This window comes from Shewanella sp. DW31 (assembly GCF_015767295.1).
Lineage (GTDB): Bacteria > Pseudomonadota > Gammaproteobacteria > Enterobacterales > Shewanellaceae > Shewanella > Shewanella oncorhynchi.
On sequence record NZ_JADWMP020000015.1, the window covers coordinates 21,541 to 41,082 of the forward strand.

The 19,542-nt window shown below is 45.3% G+C and carries 15 protein-coding genes; 11 read left to right on the forward strand and 4 right to left on the reverse strand.

All coding sequences use genetic code 11. From position 1 onward, the window contains the following. Positions 1-68: 68 nt before the first annotated feature. Together cmoB and cmoA are read right to left on the reverse strand one after the other, a co-directional pair. Complete coding sequence (gene cmoB, locus GWI56_RS13405) at positions 69-1,061, reverse strand: tRNA 5-methoxyuridine(34)/uridine 5-oxyacetic acid(34) synthase CmoB (RefSeq protein ID WP_198573162.1); 993 nt, start codon at positions 1,059-1,061, stop codon at positions 69-71. After that, positions 1,058-1,789, reverse strand: coding sequence for a carboxy-S-adenosyl-L-methionine synthase CmoA (gene cmoA, locus GWI56_RS13410; RefSeq protein ID WP_006081747.1), 732 nt, complete (start codon positions 1,787-1,789; stop codon positions 1,058-1,060). The genes cmoB and cmoA overlap by 4 nt, the downstream gene beginning before the upstream one ends. Positions 1,790-1,939: 150 nt before the next feature. Here cmoA and GWI56_RS13415 point away from each other — a divergent pair, with 150 nt between their 5' ends. From GWI56_RS13415 to GWI56_RS13465, 11 genes are all read left to right on the forward strand, one after another. Continuing rightward, positions 1,940-4,750, forward strand: coding sequence for a transporter substrate-binding domain-containing protein (locus GWI56_RS13415; RefSeq protein ID WP_198573163.1), 2,811 nt, complete (start codon positions 1,940-1,942; stop codon positions 4,748-4,750). Between the two features lie 184 nt (positions 4,751-4,934). Further along, positions 4,935-6,713, forward strand: a complete 1,779-nt coding sequence (gene aspS, locus GWI56_RS13420) for an aspartate--tRNA ligase (protein ID WP_198573164.1) — start codon at positions 4,935-4,937, stop codon at positions 6,711-6,713. Positions 6,714-7,011: 298 nt separating this feature from the next. Continuing rightward, the gene (locus GWI56_RS13425) at positions 7,012-7,758 is read left to right on the forward strand and encodes a YebC/PmpR family DNA-binding transcriptional regulator (protein ID WP_198573165.1); all 747 of its coding nucleotides are present in this window, start codon (positions 7,012-7,014) and stop codon (positions 7,756-7,758) included. Between the two features lie 103 nt (positions 7,759-7,861). Then, on the forward strand, positions 7,862-8,383 hold the full coding sequence (gene ruvC, locus GWI56_RS13430; RefSeq protein WP_006081743.1) for a crossover junction endodeoxyribonuclease RuvC: 522 nt from the start codon (positions 7,862-7,864) through the stop codon (positions 8,381-8,383). Next, positions 8,380-8,997: a Holliday junction branch migration protein RuvA gene (ruvA, locus tag GWI56_RS13435; protein WP_198573166.1), complete on the forward strand. Its 618-nt coding sequence runs from the start codon at positions 8,380-8,382 to the stop codon at positions 8,995-8,997. The genes ruvC and ruvA overlap by 4 nt, the downstream gene beginning before the upstream one ends. 47 nt (positions 8,998-9,044) lie before the next feature. Then, positions 9,045-10,049, forward strand: a complete 1,005-nt coding sequence (ruvB, locus tag GWI56_RS13440; RefSeq protein ID WP_028759854.1) for a Holliday junction branch migration DNA helicase RuvB — start codon at positions 9,045-9,047, stop codon at positions 10,047-10,049. A 748-nt stretch (positions 10,050-10,797) separates the two neighbouring features. Continuing rightward, the gene (locus GWI56_RS13445; protein ID WP_028759855.1) at positions 10,798-13,335 is read left to right on the forward strand and encodes a TonB-dependent receptor; all 2,538 of its coding nucleotides are present in this window, start codon (positions 10,798-10,800) and stop codon (positions 13,333-13,335) included. A 223-nt stretch (positions 13,336-13,558) separates the two neighbouring features. Continuing rightward, positions 13,559-14,239, forward strand: a complete 681-nt coding sequence (locus GWI56_RS13450) for a response regulator transcription factor (RefSeq protein ID WP_028759856.1) — start codon at positions 13,559-13,561, stop codon at positions 14,237-14,239. 226 nt (positions 14,240-14,465) lie between these two features. Further along, the gene (locus tag GWI56_RS13455; RefSeq protein ID WP_198573167.1) at positions 14,466-15,593 is read left to right on the forward strand and encodes a M14-type cytosolic carboxypeptidase; all 1,128 of its coding nucleotides are present in this window, start codon (positions 14,466-14,468) and stop codon (positions 15,591-15,593) included. A 12-nt stretch (positions 15,594-15,605) separates the two neighbouring features. Next, complete coding sequence (locus GWI56_RS13460) at positions 15,606-15,923, forward strand: hypothetical protein (protein ID WP_028759858.1); 318 nt, start codon at positions 15,606-15,608, stop codon at positions 15,921-15,923. Beyond that, positions 15,920-16,201 (forward strand): DUF1315 family protein, encoded by a 282-nt coding sequence (locus tag GWI56_RS13465; protein WP_198573168.1) that lies wholly within the window; start codon positions 15,920-15,922, stop codon positions 16,199-16,201. Before GWI56_RS13460 ends, GWI56_RS13465 begins: the two co-directional genes overlap by 4 nt. A gap of 305 nt (positions 16,202-16,506) precedes the next feature. Here the strand turns inward: GWI56_RS13465 and ansA are convergent, their stop codons facing one another. Then, the gene (gene ansA / locus GWI56_RS13470; RefSeq protein ID WP_006086774.1) at positions 16,507-17,520 is read right to left on the reverse strand and encodes an asparaginase; all 1,014 of its coding nucleotides are present in this window, start codon (positions 17,518-17,520) and stop codon (positions 16,507-16,509) included. Positions 17,521-17,657: 137 nt separating this feature from the next. Beyond that, complete coding sequence (gene sppA / locus GWI56_RS13475; protein ID WP_198573169.1) at positions 17,658-19,505, reverse strand: signal peptide peptidase SppA; 1,848 nt, start codon at positions 19,503-19,505, stop codon at positions 17,658-17,660. Positions 19,506-19,542: the final 37 nt, after the last annotated feature.

The following is a 19,542-nucleotide window of genomic DNA, read 5'->3' on the forward strand; positions in this document are numbered from 1 at the left end:
ATCAGTCATTACCAACTCAACCCCTGAGGACGCAATGACTGATATTCGCTTACTTCATACTGAAAAGGTTAGTTTAAATCCTGATTAGGTTGATTTTTTACTGCGATAATCGTGGCGCGTTTGGGCGCAGGATAACCTTCAACCGTTTTGGTGATGTCGTTAGGATCTAGGTATTCAACCAATGATTCGTTGGGCATCCAGTCGGTACGGCGTTGCTCGGCAAGGGCTGTGACATCGGTATCGACACAACGGATATCAGTGAAATCACACTTCTTTAACCAGAGCATGAGCGCGGCAACAGATGGAATGAACCATACATTATTCATTTTGCCATATCTATCTTGAGGCACGAGTACGGCATTTTCGTCGCCATCTATCACCAAGGTTTCTAGCACGAGCTCACCACCGGTGCGCAATTGATCACGCAGTTGTAACAAGTGATCGATAGGCGAACGTCTGTGATACAAAACGCCCATGGAGAAAACTGTGTCGAATGCATCGAGCGGTGGCAGCTCTTCAATGCCAAGAGGCAACAAGTGCACTGGGTGATGGGGGCCAGCTAAACGTTTGACTGCTTCAAACTGACATAAAAACAACGGCGAAGGGTCGATACCGACGACACGTTTGGCACCTGAGCCCAACATGCGCCACATGTGATAACCACTGCCGCAACCGACATCGAGCACAGTGCGGTTGTTTAGCGGCGAAATATGTTGCTTAACGCGGTCCCATTTCCAGTCACTGCGCCATTCGGTATCGATGTGGATGCCATGAATGTGGAAGGGGCCTTTACGCCATGGCATAAATAGGCGCAGTAGGTTTTCTAACTTCTCTTTTTCGCCTGGGCTGAGTTGCTCGCCACTACCGACGGTCACGCTATCGACAAAATCCACTTGGTCGGGAGCAGGATAGTGCAGCTTGTTGAGCACTTTTTCCCACTTTGGCAAGTTGCCGTGTTTATGTTCCCGTTGCCATTGGCCTAAAATGCTCGGCAGGGTTTCGAGCCAATGCTGTAGATTCGAATCGGCGATTTGTTGGTAAAACGAGCTAAAGCTGATCACTTGATGGCCACCATAGAAGCAAAGTTAAAGCATTGGAACCAGAGACTAAAGTGACTAAAGCCTTGGCTGGTGAGTCGTTGTTGATGCGTGGTTAAGGTGTCAGGTTTCATGACATTTTCCAGCGCACTGCGTTTTTGGCTGATCTCAAGTTCGCTGTAACCATTAGCGCGTTTAAAGTCTAAATGTTGCTCTTCCAATAAGGTTTGGATAGGAGCATCTTCGAAGCGAATTTTTTCTGACAGTACTAATATCCCGCCGGGATTCAGACCTTGATAAATCTTCGCTATCAGGGTTTCTCTGTCTTCTGGCGGTAAAAATTGCAAGGTAAAGTTGAGTACCACCAATGACGCATTTTGAATATCGATATCGCGAATATCACCGCAAACCAGATCGACATCCGTATCGCTGACATAGGCATTCAGGTTCTCTTGGCAGCGTGCGACCATAGATTCACTGTTATCTACAGCAATAATGCGACATTGGCGGCCTTGGATTTGGCGACGAATACTTAAGGTCGCGGCACCGAGTGAGCAACCCAAATCGTAAATTTGAGTATTTGGCATGACGAAACGATCTGCAAAATCGCCTATGGTATTGATAATTTGCGTATATCCAGGCACTGAGCGGCGGATCATGTCACTGAACACACCTGCTACACGGTTATCAAACTGGAAATCGCTAATATGCTCGCTCGCTTGAGCGTAGATAGTGTCTTGAGAAACGTTCATCTGAGATTTTTCATGGGAATTCAACTGCGCATTTTAACGAATCAGAGCGATTAGCAGCAAGTCTCATGCTAGTAATTTGCGATAAATTTTTGTCTAATACTTAATAGATAACAAAATCGTTACATGTACATCAAGTACTAAGGGCTCAACTTGAAGTTTGTGATCCACTTAATTGTGATCTTGTGCAGCTGTTTTTTGAGCATAACGGGGCAGGCAAGTCCGTTGTCCTCTGAGCCATTAATCATCGTTATGGGTGAGGATAGCTTTCCCTATCAATATGTCGACAACGATGGCGAGCCGACTGGATTACTGGTTGATTTATGGAAAGAGTGGGCTAAACAAAGCCATACCCAAGTCGTTTTTGTGGCGCGCCACTGGCACGAGTCCCTTGATCAACTGCGGCAAGGTAATGCGCAAGTGCATATCGGCATGGGGAAAACCCCAGAGCGAGAGCAAGAATTTGATTTTGCAGTGCCCATTGCGGATGTGGGCACTTTTTTGTATTTGCATAAATCCTTGCAGGGCAAAAAATCCATCAAAGAACTGATCCCCTTTCAAATTGGTGTGGTAGCGGCTTCATCCCATGAAGCGGAATTACACCGTATCGAACCGCAGCTTGTGTTTAAACGCTACGAAAGTCGTGAGAAATTATTGGCAGGGGTCGCCGCGGGCGAGATCGTAGTCTTTGCGGGGTTAGAAGGCTATTTGAAAGATCCCGACTCATCCCAAGAGATTGCCGCAAACTTTCCCAATACTGCCCGCCTTCAAATTAAGGCGATGCAGTTTGTACCTGCAGTTCAAAAGGGCAATCTTGCATTAGTCGATAAAATCAATAAAGGTTTCACTGCGCTCGATGCGCACTTTATTCAGCAAACGGAGCGACGTTGGCTTGGCTATCAACGTCAACAAGCTGGGATTGTTATTTCGATGCAACTGGGCGCCGAGCCTTTTGTGGACTTAGGGGTCGATGATTTACCCCATGGTTTGTATGTGGACATGTGGCAACTGTGGTCTGAGAAAACGGGTATTGCCGTTGATTTTATTTCTGGTGATATGAACTCCAGCGTGAACGATGTTCGTCGCGGTCTCGCCGATGCCCACATAGGTTATCCAGAAAGTGATGATGTTAAAACGGGCCTTACTCAGGCTTGGCATTTATATACGGTGAAGAGTCGACTCTTTCTCTATCAGCAACAGTTAATCGATTTAGACAGCTTAAAAGGTAAACGTATTGGTGTGGTGCCTACAGCACCTTATTTGGTGGATTTGCGTAAAGCATTACCCCAAGTGTCACTGCGTTATTACGACAGTATGGATGCCATGGTGGCGGGGGCGAGGTCTGGAGAAGTTGTCGGTTTTATCGCCGCGGGTGCATGGACATCCCATTATTTACTGCTCAATAAAGGCTGGTCTGACTTTAGCCAGTATCCTGATCTCGAATTTAGCACCAACATTTATGTGCTGACCCGTAGCGATGATGCTGGCCTTACACAGAGGATAGCCAATGGGTTTAACAGTATTAGCAATCAAGAATTTGCTGAGATTGAACATAAATGGATGCTCAATCCTAAAGATCATGTTTTTACCCAAGCTGAGCGTCATGTCAGCTTAAGCCCCGCTGAGCAGGCCTATGTGGAAAGCGTAGGCGAGCTCAAAGTCGGTTATCTAAAACAATGGCCACCGATGGAGTTTATGGATGAACAGGGTGAGTTTGCGGGGATCAATAGCGATATCGTCAAATTGCTCAAGGAACAACTCAAACTTAAGCTCACGCCCGTTGCCTTTGATGATTGGCATTCGTTAATCGAGGCGTTGCAAAAGGGCGAGGTGAGTTTAGCCGGCAGTGTCGCGCAAACGGCGGAGCGCCAGCAGCGTTTAGCGTTTAGTGAAGCCTATTGGCCATCGCCGTGGGCCTTAGTGTCGCAACTGGAACAAGTCTCGGTTTTTAATATTGCTCAGCTCGCAGGTCAAAGGGTGGCTGTGGTTGAGGGATATCATTTGGTGGCGCAATTGATGAGTCTGGAGCCTTCGCTCAAGTTAGTCATAGTGCCAAATACGCAGGCCGGATTAGCGGCCGTGACGAATGGCAATGCGGATGTGTTTATCGATAAAGTGGTGACTTTAGCTTCTGAGCTGAAAACCAGCCACTATCCGACACTAAAAATGTCGCTGCTCAGTGATCTCGCCGATCAACACAGTCATATTGGTGTTTATCCTCAATTTGCGCCGCTGGTGCCGCTGATTAATAAAGCTTTGGCTTTGGTTGATGCTCAACATCAGCAAAAAATATATACGCGCTGGGTGTCATTTTCAGTGGCGACAGAGAGCGCTAAATATCTGCAATGGCTGCGTTATATCGTGTTTGGCGTGATAATCTTGTGCTTAGTGATGGTGGCGGTGTTGTTAGTGAATCGTCGCTTAAATCGTGAGATCACCCAGCGATTGGTGGCAGAAAAACGTTTGTTGCATGTGGCTAATCATGATGCTTTAACTCAGTTGCCCAATCGTGCCTTACTTGATGACAGACTAACCCAAGCTTTGCTATCTCATCGCAGAGAACAGGCACATTTCGCTTTGTTATTCATCGATCTCGATGGTTTTAAACAAATCAATGACCAACACGGTCATCCTATTGGCGATGAATTACTGGTACTGGTCGCCCAAAAGTTAACCAAGGTTATCCGTGGATCCGATACCGTTGCGCGATTTGGCGGCGATGAGTTTGTTATCCTGCTAAATCGTGTTCAAGATCTCGATGCTGCAACCCAAGTTGCTGATAATATTCTACAGGCACTGTCGAGCCCTTTGCTTATTCAAGGCGTCAGTGTCAGCATCGCCGTTAGTATCGGCGTGGTGATTTACCCCCGCGATGGTGACACAGCGATAGGTTTGTTGAAAAAAGCCGATCAGCTGATGTACCAAGCAAAAAGTAGCGGCGGGCGTTGTTATCGCTCAGCTTGATGTTTTTTTGAACGCTCATGCTCAGATAGTGCGTTCGCCTCTAGTCAAGGGCGTAAAACTGTTTGATACTTCACCGCCTAAGTGTGAAGTACTTTGGTAATCGGCATTATTTTACTATAATGCCGCTTTTATCTCGTTTTGATTATTTCCAAAGCACCGGTTTCCGGATAAAGGATAGAGTTAGATGCGCAGTCATTATTGTGGAGACGTCAATAAGTCTCACGTTGGACAAGAAGTTACCTTGGTAGGTTGGGTTAATCGTAGCCGTGATTTGGGTGGCGTTGTCTTTTTAGATTTAAGAGACAGAGAAGGTCTCATCCAAGTGGTCTATGATCCAGACTTACCTGAGGTGTTCAATGTCGCTAGCACGCTGCGCGCCGAATTTTGCGTTCAGGTCAAAGGCTTAGTTCGTGCCCGTCCTGATAGCCAAGTCAATGGTCAAATGAAGACGGGTGAGATTGAAGTCTTAGGTCAAGCCTTGACGATTATCAATGCTGCCGATCCACTGCCATTGAGCATGGATAACTACCAGAACAACAGCGAAGAGCAACGTCTTAAGTATCGTTACTTAGATTTACGTCGTCCAGAAATGGCGCAGCGATTAATTTTCCGCGCTAAAGTCACCAGTTCTGTGCGTCGTTTCCTCGACTCAAACGGTTTCTTAGACATAGAAACCCCGATCCTGACCAAGGCAACCCCAGAAGGTGCCCGCGATTATTTAGTACCAAGCCGTACTTATAAAGGTCAGTTCTTTGCCTTGCCACAATCACCACAGTTGTTTAAACAGTTACTGATGATGTCAGGCTTTGATCGTTACTATCAAATCGTAAAATGCTTCCGTGATGAAGACTTACGTGCCGACCGTCAGCCAGAATTCACCCAAATCGATATCGAAACGTCTTTCATGAGCTCTGAGCAAGTGATGGCGAAAACCGAAGAGATGATGCGTGGTCTGTTCCTTGAAATGCTGAACGTCGATCTCGGCGAGTTCCCGCGCATGACCTACAACGAAGCGATGCGTCGTTTCGGTTCAGATAAGCCAGATTTACGTAACCCATTAGAGCTGGTGGACATTGCCGATTTACTCAAAGAAGTCGAATTTGCGGTATTCTCTGGTCCTGCGAACGATGAAGAAGGCCGTGTTGCTGCACTGCGTATTCCGGGCGGCGCTGCGCTGTCTCGTAAGCAAATCGATGATTACACTAAATTTGTTGGCATCTATGGTGCTAAAGGCTTAGCGTGGATGAAGATTAATGACCTAAGCCTTGGCTTAGAAGGCATTCAATCACCTGTGCTAAAATTCTTAAACGAAAGCATAGTCAATGAAATCGTGAGCCGCACTGGCGCGCAAACTGGTGACATTATCCTGTTTGGTGCAGATCAGGCGACTGTGGTTGCCGAATCTATGGGCGCACTGCGTCTTAAAGCGGGCGAAGATTTTGGCTTATTGCAAGGTGAATGGCGTCCACTGTGGGTAGTTGACTTCCCAATGTTTGAGAAAATCAACGGCAACTTCTACGCGGTTCACCATCCGTTCACCGCACCGCGTGGTGTAACGGCAGCTGAACTTGAAGCTAACCCAGCAAATCGTGTTTCTGATGCTTACGATATGGTATTAAACGGCTGCGAATTAGGCGGTGGTTCGGTGCGTATCCACAACCAAGAAATGCAGTCTGCGGTATTCCGTATTCTGGGCATTACTGACGATGAAGCTAAAGAGAAGTTCGGCTTCCTGTTAGAAGCGCTGCGTTACGGCACACCACCACATGCTGGTTTAGCGTTTGGTTTAGACCGCATCATCATGCTGATGACGGGCGCAAGCTCAATCCGCGATGTGATGGCGTTCCCGAAAACCACCACTGCCGCTTGTCCGCTGACTAACGCGCCTGGTTTTGCCAATCCGCAGCAATTAGCTGAACTGGGTATTGCCGTGGTTGAGAAAGCTGTTAAAGCGGAAGACTGATCTTTTGTAAGAGGGCTTTGTAAGGCGACTTTTGTAAATCGACCTTATTCAAATCGACATTATGTAAATCGTTTTTGTGTAAGTCGATTTGGGTTAACCCTTGTCAGTTATTTTTTGTCGTACCGAAAACCGAGGCATAAGCCTCGGTTTGTTTTAGTGAACCGTCATTCCACCGCTTATCAATATCTGTTAGTTCAATCCTTTAAGTAAATAGCCGTTATTTAGTCTCATTCCACCTTCGGCTCTTGATAAGCTTTGCGATGGCACCTAAATGATACCTAAGTAGAGGAGACTTCCCATGGCAGGTCACAGTAAATGGGCCAACATTAAGCACCGTAAAGCGGCTCAAGATGCTAAACGCGGTAAACTCTTTACTAAATTCATTCGCGAGTTAACCGTTGCAGCCCGTGAAGGTGGCTCAGATCCCGACTCTAATCCACGATTACGTGTCGCCATCGATAAAGCCCTCGGTGGCAATATGACCCGAGACACGGTTGAGCGTGCGATTAAACGCGGCGCCGGTGAATTAGAAGGCCAGCAACTCGAAACCATTCTCTATGAAGGTTATGGCCCAGGCGGCACTGCTGTGATGGTTGAAACCATGACGGACAATCGTAATCGTACTGTGAGTGGTGTACGTAATGCGTTTAGTAAATCGGGCGGTAACTTAGGCACGGATGGTTCGGTGTCTTATCTGTTCACTAAGCGTGGAGTGTTATCCTATGCGCCGGGAACCGATGAAGATGCATTAATGGAAGCGGCGCTTGAAGCGGGCGCGGAAGATATTGTCAGCTATGATGATGGTGCTGTGGATGTGTTTACCGATCCTGTTGATTTCTATACGGTGAAAGAGCAGCTCGATAAAGCCCATTTTGTGGCGGATAATGCCGAAATCGCGATGATAGCCTCGACGAAAGCTGAGCTTGATCTAGAAACCGCCGAAAAATTTATGCGCCTTATCGACACCCTTGAAGATCACGATGATGTGCAAGAGGTGTATCATAATGCGGAAATCTCCGATGATGTGATGGCAAGCCTAGGCTAGATTGACTGTGAGCTGAATTGGGGCGTCAATTGATGCCCATTTCAGCTCGCAAATGCTAACGTAGGAACGGGGACGCAAATGTAGATCCCAAATAAGGTATTGAATGGCAATTATTTTAGGTGTTGACCCAGGTTCACGGATCACAGGCTACGGCGTGATCCAATGTCAGGGACGGCATCAGATTTATCTCGGCAGTGGTTGTATTCGCACTTCGTCTGAAGAACTGCCTGGCAGGCTCAAGCAAATATTTGATGGGATCACTGAGATTATTCGTCAGTATCAACCGGACGAATTTGCGATTGAGCGCGTATTTATGGCAAAAAATGCCGATTCTGCGCTCAAGTTAGGCCAAGCACGCGGCGCGGCCATTGTTGCTGCCACAGTCGCCAATTTACCTGTGGCCGAATACAGTGCGACTCAAATTAAGAGCGCCGTCGTGGGTACGGGGCGAGCACAGAAAGCCCAAGTACAACACATGATCCAACAATTACTTAAATTACCCGCAGCCCCACAAGCTGACGCCGCAGATGCACTCGGTGTTGCTGTGTGTCATTATCACACTAGCCAGAGTTTAATTGCATTGAGTGGCCGGGCAACGGCAAGAACATACGGACGGTACAGATGATAGGTCGTTTACAGGGCGTGCTCGTTGAGAAACAAGCACCAGAAATTTTGATCGATGTTAATGGTGTGGGTTACGAGTTGCAGATGCCGCTTACTAGCTTTTATGAGCTGCCTGAAGTTAATCATGAAACTATGGTCTACACCCACTTTGTGGTGCGTGAAGATGCACAGCTTCTCTATGGTTTTATCACTAAGCAGGAAAGGGCGTTATTTCGCTTACTGATCAAGACCAATGGTGTCGGTCCCAAGCTTGCTTTGACCATTTTATCAGGCATGACAGCCGCAGAATTTGTGGGTTGCGTTGAGCGCGATGATATAGTGACCTTAGTGAAATTACCCGGTGTTGGCAAGAAGACCGCCGAGCGGTTACTGGTAGAAATGCGCGATAAGCTCAAGAGCTTGATGGAAGCCTCCGCAGGCTCAGAGCGTGAGTTCGTGCTGCAATCCAATTACTCACCCGCACCGACAGTCAATAGCGCCGAAGAAGATGCTATTTCAGCTTTAATTTCGCTGGGTTATAAACCACCGCAGGCGAGCAAATCGGTTTCTGCAGCCTACAAAGAGGGCATGGATTCAGAAACTCTGATCAAAGCCGCCCTTAAATCGATGCTTTAATTGAACAATGATGATAATTAAGATGAAAGCTGCGATAAGGAATAACAATGATTGAGGCAGACAGACTCATCCAGCCGCAGATCCAAGCTCAAGATGAATCCATCGACAGGGCGATGCGTCCTAAAATGCTCGATGAATACACGGGTCAAGATGACACTCGGGCACAGCTTAAGGTGTTTATTCAAGCGGCAAAGAATCGTAATGAAGCCTTAGATCATATGTTAATCTATGGCCCGCCGGGATTGGGTAAAACCACCTTAGCCATGATTGTTGCGAACGAGATGGGGGTTAACATTAAATCCACCTCTGGGCCTGTGCTGGAAAAAGCGGGAGATCTCGCCGCACTTTTAACCAATCTCGAATCCGGTGATGTGTTATTCATCGATGAAATCCACCGATTAAGCCCAGTGGTAGAAGAGATTTTGTATCCAGCGATGGAAGATTACCAGCTGGATATCATGATAGGTGAAGGGCCAGCGGCACGTTCTATCAAGCTTGATTTACCACCGTTTACTCTAGTGGGCGCGACAACACGGGCAGGGGCTTTGACTTCACCACTTCGGGCGCGTTTTGGGATCCCGCTACGGCTTGAATTCTATAACATCAAAGATTTAAGCACCATAGTCACGCGTTCGGCGCAGGTGATGGAACTGGATATTGATGCTGAAGGTGCATTTGAAATCGCACGCCGTTCACGTGGTACACCACGGATAGCTAACCGACTGCTTCGCCGCGTGCGGGATTACGCGCAGGTGAAGCATGATGGCGCTGTCACTAAGTTTGTTGCCGACCATGCACTAGACTTGCTGGATGTCGATAATGAAGGTTTCGATTACATGGACCGCAAGTTACTACTCGCCATTATCGATAAGTTTATGGGTGGCCCAGTTGGACTCGATAACTTAGCAGCAGCCATAGGTGAAGAACGCGAAACCATTGAAGATGTGCTAGAACCCTTTTTGATCCAGCAAGGCTTTATCCAACGCACGCCCCGCGGCCGTATTGCAACCGCACGGGCATATCAACATTTTGAGTTGATCAAACCCGAGTAAACATCAGTTTGATGATACAGACTATAAGAGGCGACCTAAGTGGTCGCTTTTTTTATAAAGAAAATTTGTCCTTGAATGTGGTCCGTATGAGATGTAAGTCATTTATTTAAGAATAAGAAATAGGGAGTGTTTAGAGGGATTGGAAGCTAATACTTATATTCAAAATTAATATGCAAGATCAGTAACAAATAGTCATTTCAAAGGCGTGCAGAATTATTTGTACCTTAATTGTTAAACCATAATTTTAGACGTTGTTAAAATGCATAATTAGCACAATTGATACATAGTGTATCTCTGTTTTAATGCAATTTATCTATGTTTATCGGTATTTTAGCGCTTTGGCTATCTGTGGATATTGCTAGATATGCAGATTTAACAATAGTTAATCAATACACTGTTCTTCTTGATAACTTTAATAATGATTTAAAAGTGTGATCCGCATCACATTTTTTAATGTGCGAAATGTTGCGTTTATGTTTCCTGTTAACAGTCTTGAAGTCTGCTCAATATCAATCTTGTGGTGATTAACTCTGCGTAAGTGTGGTTAATAAGGGTGTTGAAAAATAACATTCAAATTAATTAACTAAATAAATCACAATAATTAACAATGTGGTTTTATTGGTTAAAATTTTGAGCATTGACGGAGTTAAAGTGAATCCTCAGTATCAGGTGCAACACTAGTACAGCAATAGCTGTACAAGCTGTAAGCATAAAAATAATAGTAAGATCTAGGGAGCATTCATACATGATCATCAAAAGAACTAAAGTAGCGTCAGCTATTAACTTAGCTATCGTTGCATCTATCACTACTGGTGCATTTGTTACGTCAAGCGCATTTGCTGCTGAAGAAAAAGCAAAAGTTGAACGTATTGAAGTGACAGGTTCACGCATTCAACGCCAAGATATGGAAACAGCATCTCCTGTGACCGTTATTGATGCTGCTGCGATTAAAGCGGAAGGTTTTACTTCTGTTGACCAAATGCTGCAAGTACAGACTTCGATGGCGGGTGCGGCAATTGGTTCAACAACAAACAACGGTGCAGACGGTGTTGCACAAGTTGATTTACGTGGCATGGGTTCACAACGTACGCTTGTGTTATTAAACGGTCGCCGCATGGTGAACTCTGGTTCCGGTGCTAACAGCTCTGTGGATTTGAACTCTATTCCAGTCGCTATGATTGCACGTGTTGAAATTCTGAAAGACGGCGCTTCAGCTGTTTACGGTTCTGATGCGATTGCTGGTGTAGTGAATATTATCACTAAGAAAGACTTTGAAGGTTTCCAGCTCGATTTTAACGGTAGTGGCACTGACAAGGGTGACGGTAAAAATGGCGACGTAAGTGCACTATACGGTTTCAATACCGATGGTGGTAATTACACCTTTGGTGCTGCTTTTTCTGACCGTCGTGGCGTGATCCAAGGTGACCGTGATTGGACTGAACCTGGTGCAAGTTCATTTATCCCTGAAGGTACTTTAGGCGGCAAGATTAAAGATGCCAATGGCAACTGGGTAGACCGTTCATACGGTTATGATTTTACCCAAGATAGTTACTATCAAACACCAAGTGAACGTCGTAGTTTATTTGCTAACATGACTCAAGAGTTAGGTAATGATGTTGTGTTAACTGCAGATGCTATTTATACCAACCGTCGTTCTAACCAGCAAATGGCTGCTCAACCCGCTGATCTTATGCTAAATGTTTGCGGCGCGGCGGGCGTTCCAGCCGGAGCTCCATGTGTAACGCTTGATAGCGGCATGATCGCAGCAGGTATTAAAGCCGATGATAAGGGTTTAGTTAACTATCGTCGCCGGACTAACGATGTAGGTCCTCGTATTTATACTCAGGATACTGATACTTGGCGTTTATCAGGTGGTTTAGCGGGCACCTTAGATGTTCATACTGGTATGAATTGGGATGTAACCTACACCTATGGTAAAAACCAAGCTAAAACTGCAGTAGATAATTCTATCAATGCATCAGATATGCTTGATTCGATCTATGCAAATCCTAATGCATGGTTTAGTGGCACCCCATTAACACAGCAAATGATTAACGAAATCGGTTATTCAGAGCAAGCAAATGGTGGTAATGAGCAACAAACACTTTCTGCTGGTTTAAATGGCGAATTGTTTGATTTAAAAGCAGGTGCCGTTGGTTTTGCGATTGGTGCAGAATACCGTCGTGAAAGTGGTTTTTATAATCCTGATCCTGTAGTTGTTGCTGGTGAAAGTACTGCTGCTCAACAAGACCCTACAGATGGTAACTACAACGTTATCTCTATTTTCCAAGAAGTAAGTGTGCCTTTCACTGAGAAATTAACGGGTGAATTTGCGCTACGTTTAGATGATTACTCTACTTTTGGTAAAGCAACGACTTGGAAGATTGGCTTAACTTATGCCGCAACGGATGAGTTAATGGTTCGTGGTGTAGCGGCTACTGGTTTCCGTGCTCCAAGTGTTGCTGAATTGTATGGTGGTAACTCAGGTTCGTTTGATTATTTAGATGATCCATGGGGCAATGCTCAAGATCCACAAATTTTAGTAAATCGTACATCAGATCCAGATTTAAAGCCTGAAGAATCAGAGTCTTATACGGCTGGTTTAGTGTATTCGCCAAGCTATCTTGATGGTATGTCTGTGACTTTGGATTACTGGAGTTTCAAAGTTGATAACGCGATTGCGCGTATGGACACTCAAGCAGGTCTAGATGCATGTCATAGATTCCAAGTAGATGGCGATGCAACAGGTGCAGCATCTTGTGAAATTTTCAATATCGGCGCTAATGGCGATTTAGATAATTTAACGAATGCTTTAACTAACGTGGGTACACAAGACACGAGTGGTGTAGATTTCAACTTAGCCTACAGCTTTGAGCTTATTGGTTTAGATTGGAAACTAAACAATGACACAACTTACTTAGTTAACTTCGAGCAGGATGGTGAAAGCTATACTGGTACTATTGATGGTAACTTTGGTGCTTATGCCCGAGTTCGTAACAACTTTAGCTTGTCAGCGGGTCAAGATGATTGGAGTGTTATGTACTTCAATCGTTATATCGGCGGAATGACAGATCTAGCTCAAGGTACTGATGTAGACTCAATTTTGTACCATAACATTTCTGGTACTTATCATATCAATGATATGACGACTGTCAGTTTAGGCGTTAAGAATTTCACTGATGAAAAACCAGTTACTGTTTCTAACGGTAGCGATGGTGGTACAGTTCCACAAGTATATGACACAGTCGGCCGCGTGATTTACGGTGGTGTAACTGTTAAATTCTAAGCTAAGTTCAGACTCTTAGTTTCTAAAAAGCGCCTTAGGGCGCTTTTTTATTGGGAGTTTACGAGATGATTTTAGAGTCGCTAATCATCCGTTGATTGGTTGTTAATATCGTATTTTGTTCACAGTTTTCAACATCACACTTCTTAACGAATGTAATAGCGCTAGAGTCGTCTCGATTCGCATGGTAATATAAATGATATAGATTCTCGTTTGGGTTTTAAGGATGAGTAAAATACTCTTGGTCGATGATGATCCATTGTTTAGCGTGTGGTTAGCTGATGCCCTATGTACGCAAGGGCATGAGGTTAAGTGTGCGGTTAATGGCATAGAGGGTCTGGCATGCATTGAAAGTTTTGCTCCAGACATCATAGTGCTTGATTTAGTGATGCCACAGATGAATGGGTTTGAGTTGCTAAAAGCGCGTGAATGTTCAACGCCAGTATTGATGATTTCAGCACGTGACAATGAAGATGATCGCATCACTGGTTATGAATTGGGGGCAGATGATTTTCTGAGTAAGCCGTTTAGCATAAAAGAGATTTTTGTCCGCTTACGAGCCTTAGAGCGGCGTCTCTGTGCCGGTCACTCTCACTCGCCGCAAATGGCGACTGTGGCGGCTAAAGTGATTAACTTCGATGAAATGAGTTATAGGATCACTATTGGCACCCGCTATGTCGATTTGACCCAAACCGAGTTTAAATTATTTAAATATCTTTTTGAAAGAAAAGGCCAAGTCATCACTAAGCAAGAGTTGCAGCGCTCAGTGCTACAGAAAGATTTGGGCCGATTTGACCGTAATCTGGACATGCACATTAGTAACACTCGCCGCAAGCTAGCCAATATCAGCTTGCCGCGTAATTTGATAAATACAGTACGAGGCCAAGGTTATAGTTTTATGGTCTAATATCTTCATTAATTTATAGCGAAAGGCTCTTTTTTTTGTGGATTTTAGGCGTGTTAACTGGTTAATTAAAGGCCGATTGCAAGTGTCTTGACTGAATTTAATGGCTTTCGTTTTCCCCTTGGGATGTTTTGGTTTATTCTATCGGCCATATAATAAAATGTGCCGTGTGCTATCTGTCGCACGCCATTAAATTGCCCTTAGTTTTAACAACCTATTAGGAATCATTATGCGGATCAGTGCCAACTTTGATGGCGGAAATATCCAAGTCGTCAATCTTGATAATAAAGACGATATTCAACTTGCTATCCGCCCTGATGCGGGTGGTGAGTTTTATCAATGGTTCAATTTTCGATTTGAAGGTGAGGTGGGTAACCATTACACCTTGAATATTATCAATGCGGGAACCGCTTCTTATACCAAGGGATGGGAAGATTATCAGGCGGTGGCCAGTTATGATCGCCAGCATTGGTTCCGTATTCCGACTCAATATCAAGACGGTAAACTGAGTATTAGCATAGAGTTAGATTGCGATGCCATTCAAATCGCTTACTTTGCACCCTACAGCTATGAGCGTCATTTAGATTTACTCAGCGGCGCCCAGTTACACCCAGATGTCAATTTAGAGCATTTAGGCCTGACCTTAGATGGCCGCGATATTACTCTGATGAAAGTAGGGAATGGCGATCCTTCTAAACGCAATATTTGGATCACCGCCAGACAACATCCGGGTGAAACGATGGCTGAATGGTTAGTTGAAGGCCTAGTGAATCGTTTACTCGATAATGACTGTCCCACGGCAAAGGCGCTGCTTGATAAGGCTAATTTCTATATAGTCCCCAACATGAATCCCGATGGCAGTGTCAGAGGCCACCTGCGCACTAATGCGATTGGGATTAATCTTAACCGCGAGTGGCAAACTCCGAGTTTAGAAAAAAGCCCTGAGGTATATCACGTCGTCAACAAGATGCAGCAAACGGGTGTTGACCTGTTTTATGATGTGCATGGTGATGAAGGCTTACCTTATGTGTTTCTAGCGGGTTGTGAAGGCGTTCCCGCTTACAATGATAAACTCGTGCAGCTGCAAGCGGACTTTAGCCAAGCATTGACCTTAGCCAGTGCCGATTTTCAAACTCAGTTTGGCTATGATAAAGATGAGCCAGGCCAAGCGAATTTGACCGTAGCGTCTAATTGGGTTGCCCAGACCTTCAAGTGTTTATCAAATACCCTTGAGATGCCGTTTAAAGACAATAACAATCTGGCCGATCCTTTTGTGGGTTGGTCGCCAGAACGCAGTATTTATTTAGGTGAAGCATCGCTAATTGCCATGCTCGCCGTTGTTGATAAGTTACGTTAGGGCGAGGCTGATATGGCATTAATTGAATGTCCGGTGTGTCGTAAACGTATGTCGAGCAAAGCGCCTTCATGCCCCCATTGCCAAGCAAAAACCGATGGCGACAATGAGTCCTTATCGCGCATTAGCCATATTCAAAAGTCCAGCAGCTTAATGAATCAGAGTTTCGTTGCTATGACCTTGTTCATTGCTGGTGTGGTGATTTGGTTTTGGGGTGGGGAACCCGCCGAAGGTATGCGTGCGAATATCGCCGGAATATGCTTTGTGTTTGGTTTTGTAGGTTATCTCATTACACGAGTCAGAATCGTGTTACATAAGCGGAAAAGTGTATGACGGATATCAATCAAGTGATCGATCAAATGCCCATTGAAGTTTATGAAAGGCTTCGCAGTGCAGCTGAGCTGGGTAAGTGGGAAGATGGCACTGTCTTGAGTGAGACTCAGCGTGAATCGGCTCTGCAGGTGGTTATGTTGTATCAAGCGCGTAAGCTTGAGCAAACAGAGCATTTCACTATTGCATCTGACGGTAAAATTAATGAGCTGTCTAAGGCCGAGCTGAAAAAGCAATTCCGCGGTGAGCCGATTGCTGGCTTTAAAGCGCAGGATTTATAATTTCTGACTGGCCGCGCAGATCGGCTTGTAAGGTGTGCTTTATTAGGAATTCGGTGTAAGTCTGAGGTTGGCAAGGGGAGCTAGCATTTTATCTTTTGTTAGTGATATCAAGGCTAATATTGATTTGATATCAAATAACTTCAATGCAAATCTTGGTCCGCAAAAGTCTTAAAATAAACACTCATTTAGTGCTGTTAAGTCTGAACTGAAATCTAGTCTGAGTTTAAATCAAAAAAGCCCATCAAATATGGGCTTTTTTTGTTGCTAGCGTTTGAGGGCAACAAACAGATTAGAAGACACTATCTTTAATCTATGCTCAATTCACCGACTAAGTTTTGCAACATGGCCGCTTTTATCTCAGCTGGTTGCAAATTTTTAGATAGCAAATAATGCAGTTTTGCTAAGGCTGCTTCTATAGTCATATCAGCACCACTGATCACGCCTGCTTTGGCTAATGCATTACCTGTGGCATAGCCGCCCATATTCACCTTACCTTGGAAACACTGGGTTAGATTCACCAGCACTATGCCACGTTCATCTGCTTGCCTTAAGGTTTTGAGTAAGGCGGCATCCTGCGGCGCGTTACCCACACCAAATGTCAGCAGTATGAGGGCTTTAACTGGCTGTTGCAGAATGTTCTCAAAAATCTGTGTTGAGATCCCAGGATACAAGGTCACCACACCGACAGGTTGTGGGCTGATATGAGCGACTTCTAATGGGGTATCGTTGGCGACCGTGATTTTGCCTGCGCGTAGATTGATTTTGATCCCCGCCTCAAGCAGTAACGGGAAGTTGGGTGAAGCGAAAGCATCGAAACCGTCTGCATGGGCCTTAGTCGAGCGATTACCCCTAAAGAGTTTGTTATTGAAGAATAAACACACTTCCGCAACTGGATAATTCGCCGCTATGTAGAGTGAATTCAATAAATTGGTTTGGCCGTCTGAGCGTAGCTGGGCGAGGGGAATTTGCGAGCCCGTCACTATCACAGGTTTTGACAAGCCTTGCAGCATAAATGACAGTGCCGAAGCCGTGTATGCCATGGTATCTGTGCCGTGAAGGATCACAAAGCCATCGTATTTATCGTAATTGGCTTGTATGTCGTCGGCAATCATCTGCCAATCGGTTGGTGCCATATTGGAAGAGTCGATAAGCGGGCAGTATTCGTGGATCACAAATGTCGGCATTTCTTCATGGTAAAACTCAGGCATAGATTGCACGCACTGAGTCAGGAATCCCGCGACGGGGACAAAGCCGTTATCGGTCTTTTGCATACCGATGGTGCCGCCAGTATAGGCAACATAAATGGAGCGTTTAGTCATTCTTGTCGTTTTCTTAGCTTCAAGTGGCCGAATTATACGATTTTACTGACATAAACCCAATAAAAAAGCCCGGAGATCCGGGCTTTGTCTTTGTCATCATCTTGAAGTTGCGAGCTGCAACCTAGACGCTGGCAGATTTAGTTCATCATATTGCAAGTATCACAGTAGATGTAGACGTTATTTGGATCATCGAAAGAGGTTAACGTTTTCAAACTGCTAGTCCACTGTTGTAGCATTTGCTCTAACATCGATGACTGACTTAGTGAGGCGGGCAGGTAGCTCGATACTGAGGCAAACATCTGCTGCATGAATTTTTGTTCGGGTGTCAGCTCTTGTTCGATGACGCGGGTGTCAAATAGCGTCATATCCGCGAGTTTAGCGGCTTTAGCTATGGCTTCATCTACATCACCCAGTTCATCGACTAAGCCAAGCTCAAGAGCCTTTTTACCGCTCCACACACGGCCCTGAGCAATCTTATCGACTTGTTCTATGGTCATCTTACGTTCTTTAGCGACCAGGGAGATAAAGTCCGAATAGCCGCGTTCAATATGACGTTGGATAATCGCTTCAATCTGGGGAGAAAGTGTGCGGGTAACAGATAATCCTGCCCATTCTGAGGTCGATACGCCATCGGTATGCACACCTATACTGGCCAATGAATCTTCAAAGGTAGTGATCATACCAAAGATCCCAATCGAACCCGTGAGCGTCGTTGGCGTTGCGAAGATATAGTCGGCACTGGCTGAAATCCAGTAACCACCGGATGCGGCTAAACTGCCCATGCTCACAACCACGGGTTTACCCGCTGCTTTAAGTGCCAGTAATTCTTGACGAATTTGCTCAGAGGCAAAGGCGCTACCGCCAGGGCTATCAACGCGTAATACTAAGGCTTTAATGTGTTTATCAAAACGTGCTTTACGTAGCAGTTCGGCGGTGCTTTCTCCGCCAATTTGGCCCGCAGGTTGAGTGCCGTTCAAAATTGTGCCACTTGCCACAATAATACCAACACTGTCTTGCTCTACAAAGCTGGGTAGTGGCGTCACTAAGGTTAAGTAATCATAAAAACTGACTTGCTTGAAACTGTCACCACTGCTGGCTTTTCCTACGGTTTCTAGCATGGTTTTACGAAAATCTTCTGTGGTCGCTAGGTTATCAACCCATTTCATGTTGATTGCCATTGTGGCTGAATCGCCATTGGCTTTATCGAGTTCTGCCAAATAAGTGGTTGCGTCGGGCACCAGAGAATTCGGTTCGATATTACGATTGCCTGCAACCGTTTGTGTGTAGCTTTGCCATACATCGGCTAACAGTGCACTACTGGCTTCCCGCGCAGCATCTGACATATCGTCACGTATGTAGGGTTCAACCGCAGATTTAAAGGTCCCCACGCGGAAAATATGCGCTTTGACTTTGAGTTTTTCTAAGGCCGATTTGAAATATTGGTTGTACATACTCAGGCCATCAAGCGAGACACCGCCTTGGGGATTGAGGTAAATGGTGTCGGCAAAACTGGCGAGGAAATATTGATTTTGCTCGTAGTAGTTGCCGATGGCGATGACTTTTTTACCGCTCTCTTTAAAGCGATTGAGTGCATTGCCGATAGATTGTAGTTTGCTGATCCCAGCACGTTTAAGATCGACCAGGTCGAGCACTAGTACGCTAATACGTTGATCTTGCGCTGCATTGTCAATGACATAAAGCACATCGGCGAGTAGGATTTCACCATCGGCGTTGGCATTTTGGCCTTGTTTGAATGCGGCTTCTAAGGGATCGACTTGTTGTTTCTGATCGACAATAGAGCCGGCTAAATTAAGCACCAGTGCCGAATTATCTTCAACTTGGATATCTTCGCTACTGCCAATGGAGATAATGATCGCGGCTAAGAGTCCAAAAAAGATTAGATTGAGGATGAGTTTACGCGTCCCGTTCAGGGTGTGCCAAATAAACAAACATATTCTCTTGAAAAACGATGGGTTAGCGGACATCTGCCACTCCTTTATAAGTCCAATCTGCCAATGCTAA